Source organism: Kitasatospora sp. NPDC059973 (assembly GCF_042737525.1).
Classification (GTDB): Bacteria; Actinomycetota; Actinomycetes; order Streptomycetales; family Streptomycetaceae; genus Kitasatospora.
In genome coordinates, this window is the sequence record NZ_JBHWUI010000033.1 from 17,889 (window position 1) to 32,070 (window position 14,182).

At 75.3% G+C, this 14,182-nt stretch carries 9 protein-coding genes and 1 pseudogene; 4 read left to right on the forward strand and 6 right to left on the reverse strand.

Going from position 1 to position 14,182, the window contains the following annotated elements; translation table 11 throughout:
* Positions 1-20 precede the first annotated feature (20 nt).
* On the forward strand, positions 21-827 hold the full coding sequence (locus tag ACFWA9_RS12125) for a sirohydrochlorin chelatase (protein WP_380386036.1): 807 nt from the start codon (positions 21-23) through the stop codon (positions 825-827).
* Positions 828-945: 118 nt separating this feature from the next.
* Here the strand turns inward: ACFWA9_RS12125 and ACFWA9_RS12130 are convergent, their stop codons facing one another.
* From ACFWA9_RS12130 to ACFWA9_RS12140, 3 genes are all read right to left on the reverse strand, one after another.
* The gene (locus ACFWA9_RS12130) at positions 946-2,616 is read right to left on the reverse strand and encodes a DEAD/DEAH box helicase (protein ID WP_380386039.1); all 1,671 of its coding nucleotides are present in this window, start codon (positions 2,614-2,616) and stop codon (positions 946-948) included.
* Between the two features lie 157 nt (positions 2,617-2,773).
* Entirely contained in the window at positions 2,774-2,977 is a 204-nt protein-coding gene (locus tag ACFWA9_RS12135) for a cold-shock protein (RefSeq protein WP_329487154.1), read from the reverse strand.
* 297 nt (positions 2,978-3,274) lie between these two features.
* A complete protein-coding gene (locus tag ACFWA9_RS12140; RefSeq protein ID WP_329487155.1) occupies positions 3,275-5,449 on the reverse strand; it encodes an MMPL family transporter in 2,175 nt (724 codons plus the stop codon).
* A 552-nt stretch (positions 5,450-6,001) separates the two neighbouring features.
* On the opposite strand from ACFWA9_RS12140, the gene ACFWA9_RS12145 reads away from it, so the two are divergent.
* The 3 genes from ACFWA9_RS12145 to ACFWA9_RS12155 all read left to right on the forward strand — a co-directional run bounded on the left by ACFWA9_RS12145 (position 6,002) and on the right by ACFWA9_RS12155 (position 10,500).
* Positions 6,002-8,242, forward strand: coding sequence for an MMPL family transporter (locus tag ACFWA9_RS12145; protein ID WP_380386102.1), 2,241 nt, complete (start codon positions 6,002-6,004; stop codon positions 8,240-8,242).
* Between the two features lie 171 nt (positions 8,243-8,413).
* The gene (locus ACFWA9_RS12150) at positions 8,414-9,307 is read left to right on the forward strand and encodes an aminoglycoside phosphotransferase family protein (protein WP_352290299.1); all 894 of its coding nucleotides are present in this window, start codon (positions 8,414-8,416) and stop codon (positions 9,305-9,307) included.
* 125 nt (positions 9,308-9,432) lie between these two features.
* The gene (locus ACFWA9_RS12155) at positions 9,433-10,500 is read left to right on the forward strand and encodes a polysaccharide deacetylase family protein (protein ID WP_380386043.1); all 1,068 of its coding nucleotides are present in this window, start codon (positions 9,433-9,435) and stop codon (positions 10,498-10,500) included.
* 248 nt (positions 10,501-10,748) lie between these two features.
* On the opposite strand, the gene ACFWA9_RS12160 is transcribed toward ACFWA9_RS12155, so the two are convergent.
* The 3 genes and pseudogenes from ACFWA9_RS12160 to ACFWA9_RS12170 form a co-directional block, all read right to left on the reverse strand.
* Positions 10,749-11,450, reverse strand: coding sequence for an exonuclease domain-containing protein (locus ACFWA9_RS12160; RefSeq protein WP_352290295.1), 702 nt, complete (start codon positions 11,448-11,450; stop codon positions 10,749-10,751).
* Between the two features lie 901 nt (positions 11,451-12,351).
* Positions 12,352-12,774, reverse strand: a pseudogene (locus ACFWA9_RS12165) (GNAT family N-acetyltransferase); the annotation flags it as partial.
* A 121-nt stretch (positions 12,775-12,895) separates the two neighbouring features.
* Positions 12,896-14,173: an SAV2148 family HEPN domain-containing protein gene (locus tag ACFWA9_RS12170; protein ID WP_329487159.1), complete on the reverse strand. Its 1,278-nt coding sequence runs from the start codon at positions 14,171-14,173 to the stop codon at positions 12,896-12,898.
* Positions 14,174-14,182: the final 9 nt, after the last annotated feature.

Genomic DNA, 14,182 nt, shown 5'->3' on the forward strand with positions numbered 1-14,182 from the left:
CCATCGAGGTTCCTGTGATCATGTCTGCACCGGATCGACCGCTCCTGCTGATCGCCCACGGCAGCCGCGACCCCCGCCACGCCGCGACCGTGGCGGGGGTGGTCGAGCAGGTCCGGGCGCTGCGCCCCGGGCTGGAGGTCGCCACCGCGTACCTGGACCACTGCGCGCCGCGGATCCCGCAGGTGGCCGGCCGGCTGCCGGCGGCCGTGGCCGTTCCGCTGCTGCTGAACCGGGCCTTCCACGCCAAGCACGACATCCCCGCCGCCCTGCGCGCCGCCGGCGCCGACCTGCCGGTCGCGGACGTGCTGGGCCCGGCGCGACCGCGCGTCGCGGACGCGGCGCCGGCGACCGGGCCGCTCCCCGTCCCCTCCCCACTGCTGCTCGCCGCGCTGGACCGCCGCCTCGCCGGGGCCGGGCTGGCCGTCGGCTCCCCCGCCGTCCGCGCCCGCACCGGTGTCGTGCTGGCCGCGGCCGGCTCCTCCGACCCGGCCGCCGACGCCGCCACCCGGGCGGTGGCCGCCGAGTGGCGCCGGACCCGCGGCTGGGCCGGCGTCGAGGTCGCGTACGCCTCCGCCGGCGGCCCGCGCGTCCCCGCCGCCGCCGCCGCACTGCGGGCGACCGGGGCCCGCCGGGTGGCCGTCGCGCCCTACCTGCTCGCCCCGGGTCTGCTGCCGGACCGGATCGCGGACGCCGCGGCCGAGGCGGAGGCGGACGTCCTCGCCGAGGTCCTCGGCGCCGCCCCCGAGATCGCCCGCCTGGTGCTCAGGCGCTACCTCGGGGCCTGCCGCGAGGCCGTCGCCGCACCGGCGCTCAGCGCCAGCGCCTGAGCGTCCCGGCCGGAGCCGGCCGGGACGCCCCGGACCGCGCCCCCCGGCGCACGCGAACGGCCCGGCTCCCCCACCGAGGGGAGCCGGGCCGTTCGTCCTCGTCCGCGTCCGGAAGGACTCAGTCGGTCTTGCGGCGCTGGCGGCCGGTGCCGTAGTTGGCGCCGGTCTTGGAGCCCGAGCCGGGCGCCGGGCGGCCGGAGGAGCGGCCGATGAAGCCCGCGGCCTGGCGGCTGCCGCCGCCGCCCTGGCCGCCGCCGGCACCGGCACCGCCGAGGCGCTGCTTCGGACGGGGGCGGCGCGGGTTGCCGTTCATGTCGACGTCGGTGGGCAGGCCCGAGCGCTTGACGGGGCGGCGGCGCGGGGCGCCGGCCTTGGCCTCGGCGGCCGGAGCGGCGGCCGGAGCCGGGACGACCACCGCGACGGGTACGCCGCTGGGAGTGCGGGCACCGGTGATCCGGGTCAGCTCGGCGTCGCCCGGGCGGATCTTCGTCGTGGTCGGGCGGATGCCGGCGACCGTCATCAGCCGGTTGACCTCGCGCCGCTGGTCGGGCAGGACCAGGGTGACGACCGTGCCGGACTCGCCGGCCCGGGCGGTGCGGCCGCCGCGGTGCAGGTAGTCCTTGTGGTCGATCGGCGGGTCCACGTTGACGACCAGGTCGAGGCCCTCGATGTGGATGCCGCGGGCGGCCACGTTGGTGGCGATCAGCGCGGTCACCAGACCGTCGCGGAACTGGTCGAGCACCCGGTTGCGCTGGGGCTGGGACTTGCCGCCGTGCAGGGCCGCCGCCTTCACGCCGTTGGCCAGCAGCTGCTTGGCGAGGCGGTCGGCGCCGTGCTTGGTGTGCACGAACATGATCACGCGGCCGTCGCGCGAGGCGATGTGCGCGGTCGCGGAGGCCTTGTCGGCCGGGTCCAGCTGGAGCACGTGGTGGTCCATGGTGGTCACCGCGCCGGCCGACGGGTCGACCGAGTGGGTGACCGGGTCGGTCAGGAAGCGCTTGACGAGCCGGTCGACGTTGCGGTCCAGGGTGGCGGAGAACAGCATCCGCTGCCCGCCCTCGGCGACCTGCTCCAGCAGCTTGGTGACCTGCGGCAGGAAGCCCATGTCGGCCATCTGGTCGGCCTCGTCGAGGACGGTGATGGCCACGTCGCCCAGTCGGACGTCGCCGCGGTTGATCAGGTCGTCCAGCCGGCCCGGGGTGGCGACCAGGACCTCGGCGCCCCGGCGCACGGCGTTGGCCTGCCGGGTGATCGACATACCGCCGACGACGGTGGCGATCCGCAGGTTCACGGCGGTGGCGTACGGGGTGAGCGCGTCGGTGACCTGCTGGGCCAGCTCACGGGTGGGCACCAGGACGAGGGCCAGCGGGTGCCGGGAGTCGGCGCGCTTGCCGGCCGTGCGGGCCAGCAGCGGCAGGCCGAAGGCGAGCGTCTTGCCGGAGCCGGTGCGGCCGCGGCCGAGCACGTCGCGGCCGGCGATGGAGTCCGGCAGGGTGGCGCCCTGGATCGGGAACGGCTCGGTGACGCCCTCGCGGGTGAGCGCGCTGAGGATGCCCTTGGGCAGGTCCAGCTCGCCGAAGGTGGCCGCCGGGGGCCGCGGCGGGGTGCCCCCCTGGACGACGGTGAAGTCGGCGGGCGCCTGGGCGGCGCGCGGGGCGCTGTTGCGCGGGGCGCCGCCGCGGGAGGCACGGGGGGCGCCGCCGTTGCGGGCGCCGCCGCCGGTGCGGGGCTTGCGCGAACGGTCGCCGCCGCGCTCGTTGTCACGGGGTGCGCGGGCAGGGGTGGTCATGGATTCTCCATCCGAGGGGAGGCACAGCCCGGTCGGGGCTGGTCGGCCGTCGGGTGGGAATTCGCCGCCCCGGCCGTTCGGCGGCATGCACGAGGGCCCGCACCGTGCGGTACGGGCCCTCGCTACGCGAGATCGCGAGTCAGCTCGGAAGCTGGACTCAGATGACGCGGATGTTCTCGGCCTGCGGGCCCTTCTGGCCCTGCGTGACGTCGAACTCGACCTTCTGGCCCTCGACGAGCTCACGGAAGCCCTGAGCGCTGATGTTCGAGTAGTGGGCGAACACGTCAGCGCCGCCACCATCCTGCTCGATGAAGCCGAAGCCCTTTTCGCTGTTGAACCACTTCACGGTGCCGGTAGCCATAACCGTCTCCTCAAAAAACTGGGGCATCAGAGCCCACACTTCGTGGACCCCAAGTAGCCGCGATCCCCATCCGGAGACTGAAACACCGGACAAAACAAATGCGCCTGTTGGGTTGAACCAGCAGGCGCACACAAACGTTCATGGGAACCAAAACTGCAACTGAGTCGACTGTAGCACGGCGCCACCCCGATTGACCGGGGACTTTTTGCCTGGCACGTCACGTTTGCCCACGCCGCAAAGGGGGCACGCGGCGCCCGCCGAAGCGGACGCCGCGTGCTGTGCGGTGCGACGGGGCGGTCAGTGCCGTCCGGCCGGCTCCGGCACACCGTGCGAACCGGCCACCGGGGCCGGGCCGGACTGGTGCTGGTCGTCGGCGCCGTGGCCGGGCCACCAGGCGGCGCGGCCGATCAGCGCGGTGAGCGCCGGGGTGAAGAAGAGCGCCATCACGAAGGCCGCCAGGGCGATGCCGAAGGCCATCGCGAAGCCGAACTCCAGCATGAACACGTTGCCCGCGAGCATGAAGGTCGCGAACGACGCCGCCAGGATGAACCCGGCCGCCGCGACGGTCGGGCCGCCGTGGCGCAGCGCCTCACGGGCCGCCTCACGCGGGTTGCGGCCCGCGCGGGCCTCCTCCCGCAGGCGGGCGATGATCAGGATGTTGTAGTCCGTCCCGATCGCCACCACGAAGAGGTAGATCAGGATCGGCAGCATGAACATCAGGCCGCTCTCGCTGCCCAGCTTCTGGAAGAGCAGCGTGGCGGAGCCGAGGGTGGCCGTGAAGCCGAGCCCGACCGAGACCATCAGGTACCACGGGGCGACCACGCTGCGCAGCTGCAGGCCCAGGATCAGCAGGATCAGCAGACCCGCGACCGGGAACACCAGCTTGTAGTCGTGGTTCATCGCGAGGTTGATGTCCTTGTAGACGGCGGTCAGACCGCCGACCTTCGCCTCCGTGCCGGTCGGCGCCTGGCTGTGCGCGACCTCCCGCAGCTCGGTGACCGAGTCGATCGCCGCGTTGCTGGACGGCTCGTTGTTGAGCAGCACGGTGAAGTCGGCCGTCGTGCCGTCCTCGCTGAGCTGGGGCTTCGCCGCGACCGGGGACACCCCGTGGACGCCGCCGAGCTTGGCCGCGAAGCCCTCGAACGCGGCCGGGTCGAGCTTGGTGCCCGCGGTGCTGGTCAGGTAGACGTGGCTCGGGTCGGCCGCGCCGGCCGAGAAGCCGTTCATCAGCTTGTCCTGGACGACCATCGACTCCTTGTCCTTGGGCATGGAGCTGCCCGCGAGGTCGAAGGTGCCGTTGTAGCCCAGGGCGCCGGCCGACAGCGCCACCAGCACGCCGCCGGAGGCCAGGGCGACCAGGGCGGGGCGCTTCTCGACCATGCGGCCGAGCGCGGTGAAGCGGGCGTTGCCAGGCTCGTTCATCCACTTCTTGCCCGGCCAGAACACACCGCGCGCCGGGATGACCGCGAGCACGGCGGGGGCCAGGGTGAGCGAGGCGAGCGCGGTGACGATCACCGCGATGGCCAGGGCCGGGCCGAGGGCCTTGAACATGCCGAGGCTGGAGAGGATCAGCACCGCGAAGGCGACGGTGACGGCGCCGGCCGCCGAGGCGATCGCCTCACCGACCCGGCCGACGGCGTTGGCCACGGCCTCCTTGCGGTCGTCCCCGGCCCGCAGCCGCTCGCGGTAGCGGAACGCCAGGAAGAGGAAGTAGTCGGTGCCGACACCGAGCACGACGACGATCAGGATCGCCGACAGCACCGGGGTGCTCTCCAGACCGAACGCCTTGGTGGCGTAGGCGATCACGCCGTTGGCGGTCGGCATGGCGACCACCAGCGAGATCAGGATCGGCAGGAGTCCGGCCAGGACGCTGCGGAAGATGATTCCGACGATGAGCGCGACCAGGACGACCGTGGACATCGCGATGAGCGCGTCGGCCGAGCCGGAGGACTCCTTCTGGTCCAGCGCCTGGGCGGCGGCGCCACCGAGCTGGAACTTCAGGTCGGTCCCCGAGGTGAGCGACTTGCCCTCCTCGCGGAGGTGCTTGGCGGCCTCGCCGAAGTCCTCGGACTGCTGCTTGGCCTTGTCGATGGCTATCGGCGCGAGCGCGTACTTGCCGTCCTTGGACGTCGTCTGCTCGCTGACCGGGATGACCTTCTCGACGTCCGCGATCTTCTTGTCCGAGAGGCCCTGGACGATCTTGGCCATGGCGGCCTTGTCGGCGTCGTTCATCGCGGCGCCGTCGTTGCGCTCGAAGAGCACCATCGCGGAGGGCGTGAAGTTGGCCGGGAACGCCTTCTCCTGGAGCGCCGAGGCCTGGATGGACTCGTAGTGCTTGGGGAGGAAGGAAGCCTCGTCGGTCTGTGCGGTGATCGTCGGCGCGCCGGCCACGATCGCGATCATCGCGACAACCCATGCCGCGATCACCCACCAGGCGCGACGGACGACGAAATGTCCGAGTCGGTGGAACATGCTCGTGATGCCTCCTGGGCATGGTTCACCGCCAGCCCTTGGGGGACGGGACTCCGGGCGACGGAGGACCGGCAGGGCATGGCGACGAGGCCCGCCCCTAGCCGGTCGGCAGGTAAGTGAGATGAGGACATCATCATACGAGAACTTGCTTGCCGACCGGCAAGCACATATCCCCCGTAGACCAACCCCCTCAGGGACGCCGTCCAGCCGCCCCGCACCATCTTCACCCGCCGAGCGGCCCTCTCACCTCGTGCTCGGGGTGGAGACCACTCCCCCTCAGGGTGGAGTTCGCACCCACTCTGAGGGAGGAGAAGTCAGGGTTCCCCGGTAGGGAGAACCCCACCCCGCCCCCGTGGCAGACCCCCGGGACGACTCCCCTGCCAGCCGGATACCTGCTCAACGGCCCCTTCCCTACTGTCGGTTGTGACGCCGGACGCACACCGGCGCCCGATTCCGGCGGCCGGCTCTCCGACGGCACTCTCGCCCCGCGACGACCGCCGCTCTCCCAGGGGGAACGACTCCGTGAAGACCAAGCTCGGCCTCGCCGCCGCGATGGGCGCCTGGAGCGCCCGGCACAGAAAGGCAGCCGTCTTCGGCTGGCTGCTCTTCGTCGTCCTCTCCGCCTACCTCGGCGGACTGCACGGCAGCACCGAGGTCGCCGACTCCGAGGCGATGCCCGGCCAGGTCTCCCGGGCCGCGCGGATCCTCGACGACGCCGGGCTGACCGCCCCGGCGAGCGAGACCGTGCTGGTCCAGAGTGCCACCACGACCGCCGACGCACCGGCCTTCCGTGCCGCCGTCGACCAGGTGCTCGCCGGGGTGACCGGCACCGGCCGGGCCACCGACGTCCGTTCCCCGTACGACACCGGGGCGGTCTCGGCGGACGGCCGCTCCGTCCTCGTCCGGTTCAACGTCGCCGGCGGGGACGAGGTGGCTGTGAAGAACGTCACGGCCGTGCTGGACGCCGTCGCCGCCGTCCAGCGGCAGCACCCGGACCTCACCGTGGCCGAACTCGGCGACGCCAGCTCCGGCAAGTGGATCGACGAGCAGTTCTCCAGCGACTTCACCCGCGCCGAGTGGACCGCCGTCCCGCTCGCGCTGGGCATCCTGCTGATCGCCTTCGGCGCGCTGGTCGCCGCCGTCCTGCCGGTCGTGCTCGCGGTCACCGCCTTCGTCGCGGCCGGCGGACTGGTCGCGCTCGGCAGCGGCGTCCTGCACACCACCGACAGCGCCGGCTCGGTGATGCTGCTGGTCGGCCTGGCCGTCGGCGTCGACTACTGCCTCTTCTACCTGCGCCGCGAACGCGAGGAGCGGGCCGCCGGGCGGGACCTGGAGACCGCGCTGGCGGTCGCCGCCGCCACCAGCGGCCGGGCCGTGCTGGTCTCCGGGGTCACCGTGGTGGTCGCGATGGCCGGCATGTTCCTCACCGGCATGGCCGAGTTCCAGGCGATGGCCTACGCCACCATCGTGGTCGTGGTCACCGCCGTGCTCGGCTCGCTCACCGTGCTGCCCGCCCTGCTGTCCATGCTGGGCGACCGGGTCGAGAAGGGCCGCGTCCCGCTGCTCGGCCGCCTGCGCCGCCCCGGCACCGCCGGCACCGGCGGCCGGTTCTGGAACGCCGTCCTCACCCCGGTGCTGCGCCGCCCGCTGGCCGCCACCCTCCTCGCCACCGCGGTGCTGCTCGCCCTGGCCGCGCCACTGCTGACCATGCGCACCGCCAATCTCACCTTCCGCCAGCAGCTGCCCGCGGGCAACGCGCTGGTCGCCGTCTCGCAGAAGATCGAGGCGGCGTTCCCCGGCAGCCCGGCCCCGGCCTCGGTGGTGATCAAGGCCGCCGACATCGACTCCCCGGCGATGACCGCCGCGATCGCGGACCTCCGGGCGAGGGCGCTCGCCGACGGCCGGATGCACGGACCGGTGGACGTCACCGTGCACCCCGCGCAGAACGTCGCCACCGTCGACATCCCGCTGGGCGGCAGCGGCAACGACGCCACCAGCACCGCCGCGCTGAAGAGCCTGCGCGAGGACCTGGTGCCCGCCACCGTGCTCCGGGTGCCCGGCACCGAGGCGCCGGTCACCGGGCGGACCGCCGCGTCGCACGACTTCAACGCGAAGATGACCGGCTCGATGCCGCTGGTCCTCGGCTTCGTGGTGGCCTTCGCCTTCCTGCTGATGCTGACCACCTTCCGCTCACTGGCCGTCGCCGCCACCGCCGTGGTGCTCAACCTGCTCTCGGTCGGCGCCGCGTACGGGGTGCTGACGCTGGTCTTCCAGCACGGCGTGGGCGCCTCGCTGCTGGGCACCGCCGGGGTCGGCGCGGTCGAGACCTGGGTACCGCTCTTCCTCTTCGTGATCCTCTTCGGCCTCTCGATGGACTACCACGTCTTCGTGGTCTCCCGGATCAAGGAGGGCCGCGACCAGGGCCTGCCGACCCGGGCCGCCGTCGCGCACGGCATCCGCTCCACCGCCGGGGTGGTCACCAGCGCGGCAGTGATCATGGTCGCGGTGTTCGCGGTCTTCGGCACCCTCTCCATGCAGGCGATGAAGCAGATGGGCGTCGGCCTCGCCGTCGCGGTACTGATCGACGCGACGGTGATCCGCGCGGTGCTGCTGCCCGCGGTGATGACCCTGCTCGGCGAGCGCAACTGGTACCTGCCGGCCTGGCTGCGGTGGCTGCCCGAGCTCTCGCACGGCGGGAGCCTCCCGCCGGTCGCCGCCGCGGCCCACGGCCCCGGTACCGCCACCGGGCCCGCCGAACCCGAGCGGGCCCGGCACCGCCGGATCGGGGTCTGACACCACCGGGTCGGGGTCTGACACCACCGCCGGCACCCCGCCGTCCACCGGACGTCACCCGGCCGCCGTCCACCGGCCGCCGGCCGTGACCGGGCCCCGCGTCGCGCGGGGCCCGGTCCGCGTGCGTCATGATGATCACCGTCCAGGCGTCCCGCGGAACGGAGCAGTCCCATGATCCCCTTCGACGAGGGCCGCGCCCGGCTGCTGCTCGCCCGGGCCTGCGCGTCCGCCGGCCTGCCCGAGCCCGACGGCGCCCGGCTGCTCGCCCTGGGCGAGAACGCCGTCTTCGACCTCGGCGACCCGGCCGTGGTGGCCAAGGTCGGCCGCGGCCCCGAGCTGTCCGACCGGGCCGGGCGGGAGCTCGGCTTCGCCCGCTGGCTGGCCGACCGGGGCATCCCGGTGGTCCGCCCGTACGACGCCGTCCCGCCCGAGCCGAACGTCGTCGACGGCCACCCCGTGACCTTCTGGGAGCGGCTGGCCCCCGCCGAACGGCCCGCCCGGCCGGTGGACCTCGCGCCGCTGCTGCTCGCCCTCCACCGGCTGCCGCTGCCGCCCTTCCCGCTCGCCCGGCGGGACCTCCTCGCCCCCGTCGAGCGCTGGCTGGCCTCCGCCGAGGGGCACGTCGACCCCGCCGACGTCGCCTTCCTCCGGGACCGCCGCGACGACTTCGCCGCCGCGCTGCCCGGCCTGCCCGCGCAGCTGCCGACCGGCGTGATCCACGGCGACGCGCTGCCGCGCAACGTCCACGTCGGGGCGGACGGGCCCGTCCTGCTCGACCTGGAGTACGCCTCGCACGACCTGCGCGAGCACGACCTGGTGGTGCTCGCGCTCAGCCACGACCGGTACGGCGTCCCGGCCGAGGAGTACCGGGCGTTCACCGAGGCGTACGGCTGGGACGTCCGGGAGTGGGCGGGCTTCGCGGTGCTGCGCGGCGCCCGCGAGACGGCGAGCGCCTCCTGGGTGGCCCAGCAGGCGCCGGGCAACCCGGCCGCGCTGGCGGAGTTCCGCCGGCGGGTCGACTCGCTGCGCGAGGGCGCCACCGGGGTGCGCTGGTACCCGTTCTGAGCCTGCCGCCCTCCGCGCGGGCTCGGCGGCTCCGACGTGCAACCGGGGCGGTCCGACGGGCGTCTTGTCGGACAGTCTCCCTGATCGGGGACCGGTAGCCGCCCAGTGCCTCAGGAGCCGCAGCCATGCCGGAGCACACCACCTCGCAGCGTCCCGCCCCCTCCGTCCGACGCCGCCGCCGGCTGCTCGCGGGCTGCGTGGCGGTGCTCGCCTCACTCGCCCTGGCCGCCTGCGGCACCGCCAACGGGGCGCTGCAGCCGCAGCCGGGCACCACCGCGTCGGGGAGCGCCTCGGGCACCGGCGCCCCGGCTCCGTCCGCGTCGCCCTCCGGGTCCTCCTCGGCGTCCTCGTCCACGTCCTCGTCCGCGCCGTCGGGCAGCGCCCCCGCCGCCACCCCGCCGGGCGACGCCGTCCCGGTTGCGAAGCCCGCGACCGGCGGACCGGCCACGCCCAAGCCCCCGGCTCCTCCCCGGACCCCGGTGCCCGCCAAGACCCCGGTGCCCGCCACGACCCCGTCCACCGCACCGGCCACCCGGCCGCCCACGACGGCACCGGCCCCGCCCGCCCCGCCGGCCCCGCCCGCGACCGGGGTGTCCACCTCGGTCGTCCGCTCCACCGCCTCCGGCGGGCGGACGGTGGCGCTCACCTTCGACGACGGGCCGGGCCCCGCCACCGGCGAGGTCCTGGACCTGCTGGCCCGGTACGGCGTCAAGGCGACGTTCTGCCAGATCGGCCAGCAGGCCGCCGCCCAACCCGCCATGGTCAAGCGGATCCGGGCGGCCGGCCACCGGCTCTGCGACCACACCGTGAGCCACCCGCTGCCGTTCGCCCCGCTCGCGCACGACACGGCCGCGTCCCAGATCTCCGGCGGCCGGGACATGATCGTGCGGGCCGGCGGGCCGGGCACCGAGGTCGCCTGGTTCCGGGCCCCCGGCGGCGGGTTCACCGCCGACAACCAGCACATCGCCGCGGCCGAGGGCCTGCGCCCGCTCGGCTGGTCGGTCGACCCGCGCGACTGGTCCCGCCCGGGCGTCGCCTCGATCGTCTCCACCGTGCAGGGCCAACTCCGGCCCGGCGGCGTGATCCTGATGCACGACGGCGGCGGCGACCGGAGCCAGACCGTCGCCGCGCTGAAGCAGCTGCTCCCCTGGCTGATCGCCCAGGGCTACCGCTTCGACCTCCCCGCGCGCTGACCCGGCCGACCGGCCGAACGCCTCGCGACAGCCCGGCCCGGTGGTCACCGCTCCGCACCGGGCGACCGATCAACCCGACGCGCCCGGACAGCGGTTGAACACCGGGTACGGGGTGCGACGGCCTCCCCACCGCCGGCCACCCGGTCGGCGGCCCTGATCGCCGTCCCGCGCGACCGGGCCGGTGCCCCACGCGGCGCGAGGCCCGGTCGGCCCGGCCCGCGCGGCCGGGTGCTCCGGCGGTCAGGCCCTCAGCGCAGGGGCCAGCGCGGGTCGATGACGGCCTGCGGGTCCTTGCCGCGGCGGAGCCAGGCCTCCAGGCCCTCCGCCCAGCTCCGGTACCAGTCGATCTGGCGGGTGTGCAGGACGGCGAGCGGCACCTCGCCGACCTCGGCCGGGTACCGCTCCGCGAGGGCGACGGCGACCCGGACGGCGGCGAGGGCGTCGCTGCCGGCCTCGTGGGCGTCGGTCAGCTCGACCCCGTACACCTCGCAGACCCGCTGGAGGGTGCGCGAGCCCTTGCGGTACTTGTCGACGGCCCGGTCGATGACCAGGGCGTCGAGGACCGGCGCGACCGGACCGCCGAGGCGCTCGGCCAAGGGGGCCAGGCCGTGGCGGCGCAGCTCGGCGTCGAGCAGCGAGAGGTCGAAGGGGGCGTTGAAGGCGACCACCGGGTGACCGGCGGCGAGCCGCTCGCACAGGGCGGTGGCTATCTCGTCGACCGCCGCCTTGGCCGGGCGGCCCTTGCTGCGGACGAGCTCGTCGCCGATGCCGTGGATCGCCTCCGCCTCGGCGGGGATCGGGACGCCCGGGTCGACCAGCCAGCCGGTGGCGCTCAGCCGGCGGGCTCCGACGGTGTCCACGAGGGCGGCCGTGACGATGCGGTCCACGGTCGGGTCGGTGCCCGTGGTCTCCAGGTCGAAGCCGACCAGTGGCTGCTGCCACCAGCTCATAGGGATGTGTCCTTCCGTCCTGCTGGTCGAAACAGCCCCTATCATCGCCCGGGCCACCGACAACGCCGCCGGTGGGGCGGGCGGGCACCGCCCCCGGGCCCCGCCGGGCAGGCTCCGGCCCGGCCCGCCGGCACCGTCCCGGGCCCGGTGGAGACCGGCGAAGTGCCCAGCGGCGGTGGCCCGCCGCGAGTGGCCCGGCGACCGGTCCGGACGGCGGCTGACCGACGCGGCCATGACGGCTCCGCCCCTGGCCCAGGGCCGGTCGGCAGCCCGCCGGGACCGGTGGGCGGCCACCCGGGGCCGCCCCGAGCGGGCCGAGCCCGCCGGTTTCCGACCGACGCGGCGGCGGCGCTTCGGCGGTGGTGGCGGGACGCCCGGCGCCCGCGGATCAGTTCGCCGCCGCGGCCGACGCCCCGGCCCCCGCCCCGGCCCCCGTGTGCACGGTCAGCCGGCGGGCCTCGGCCCACACCTCCTCGTCGAGTTCGCCGCGCGTCCGGGTGCTGCGGCCGAGCAGGTCGTAGTCGTCGTCGAGGAGGGCGAGCGCCTCGGCCGGACCGTCGTCGTGCCCCCACCGCCGGTGCGCCGCGTGCGCCAGCTCCCTCGGCGTCAGCTCGCCGGTCAGCAGCCGGGCGGCCAGCGCCACCAGCCCCGCCCGCTCGGCGGAGCGGCTGTCGACCGGCGGGAGGTCGAGTCCGAGCTCCGCGAGCGCCGGCGCCAGCAGCTCGGCGACCGAGGCGTCCGCCTCCCCGTAGGTGCAGGCAGCGAGGACCCGCAGGGCCGGGGTGTCGAGCCCGGCGGCCAGGGCCCCGCAGGCCGCCTCCACCACCTCGCGGGCCCGCAGCTCGCCGATGGTCCAGAGCAGGGCCCGGTCCCGCAGCCGGGCGGCGGCGGGCGAGCCGACGGGCCGGCGGAGCAGCCGGACGTCGACCTGGTCCTCGGAGACCAGGGTGAAGCCGTGCCGCTCGTAGAGGCGGCGCGCGGGGCTGCCCCGGAGGACGTCGAGCCGCACCGGCTCGCCGGCGGCGTCGGCCTCGGCCAGGACGGACCGCAGGACGCCGGAGCCGACGCCCCGGCCCTGGAGCTCCGGGGCGAGGTAGAAGTGCTCCAGCAGCCGCCCGCCCGGCCCGTCGGGGCGGACGGTGACGCAGCCGGCGAGGGCGCCGCCGACCAGCACGGCCGACGTCCAGCGGGTGGAGAAGGAGTCGCGCAGCCGCCGCCGGACCCGGTGCTCGTCGTAGCGGCCGAGCCGTTCGAGGTCGGGGCGCAGCACCACGGCGCGCAGCTCGACCAGGGGTTCGAGGTCGGCGGTCGTGGCGGGGCGCATCGTCCAGGCGGGGGTGGTGGTCACCGGGGCAGTCTTCCAGCGGCCCGGCCGGCCGGGTCGACCGGGCCGGCCGGTTTCGCGGCGGCCCCGGCCCCTGTGCGCCAACCGGCCCGCCGGCCGCTCAGGAGACCGGCCGGGAGTCCCCCCAGATGCCCTCGAACTCCTCGCGGTAGACCTCCAGCAGCCCGGCGTCGGTGCCGCCCGGCTGCTGACCAGCGCCGCCGCGCAGGACCAGGGCGGGCGACTCCATGCCGCGGGCCCGGCGCAGGTAGGGCTGGACCACCCCGAGGTCCCGGGTCTGCCGGCGGGGGCCGCCGGTCTGGCCGGACGGGCGCGGACCCTCGACCAGGTAGGCGGTGAAGCGCGGGGTCTCGTCGAAGACCCGGATCTCGAAGCCCCCCTGGTCGCGCAGCCGGGCCCGGACCCGGCGCACGTGCATGATGTTCATCTCGATCGAACGGGCCAGCTCGCCGCGGCCGAGGCCCAGTTCGCGTTCCCGGCGGCGGACGGCGCTGCTCGCCGGGTTGAGGAAGAGCAGCCGGACCCGGCAGCCGTCGGTGGCGAGGCGGACCAGGCGCTTGCCGGTGTAGTTCTGGCAGAGCATGCCGAGGCCGATGCCGAGCGCGTCCAGCCGCCGGGCGCCGTCCAGCAGGTCCTCCACCGGCAGGTCGCGCTGGAGCCGGACCCGGTCGGCGTGCACCGCGACCACGTCCGCGTACCGGCCGGCCACCAGGGACTCGACGACGTCGGCGGGGACGCCGCCGGTCCCGCCGTCCAGCACGGCGAGCAGCCGGGCGGCGGCGCGTTCGGTCTGGGCGAGCACGGTCGGGGTGAGGACGCGGTTGCGGGAGACGACGTGCCGGGCCACCTCCAGTTCGTCCAGCGCCAGCTCGATCTCCCGGCGGTCGGCCAGGTAGGGGTCGAAGCAGGGCCAGTGCTGGACCATCAGCTCGCGCAGCTGGGGCAGGGTGAGGAAGACCAGCGGGTCGTCGTCGGCCGGGTCGAGCAGGTAGCCCTTGCGGCGGCTGACCTCGCGGACGGCGCCGGCCCGGTGGGCCCACTCCTCGCCGGCCGGGCCGGCCGCGGCCGTCACCCAGTCCTCGCCGTGGGCGGGCGCGTAGATGGGGTAGAGCACCTCGTCGACGAGGGAGCGCAGCCGCTGCTCGACCAGGTTGAGCCAGACGTACGCCCGCCCGGCCAGCCGGACCCGCTGGTAGGCGTCCTCCCACTCGGCGCCGGACCAGGCGAGGGCCGGTATCTCGACCGGGCCGCCCTGGGCCGGCACCACGGCCCGGCCGGTCATGGCGGGGCGCATGACGACCGTCGGGGCCTCGCTGCGGGCGCCGCCCCGGTCGGGGCCGCCGGGCCCACCGCCACGGCCGCCGGCGGGGTACACCATGCGCCACCT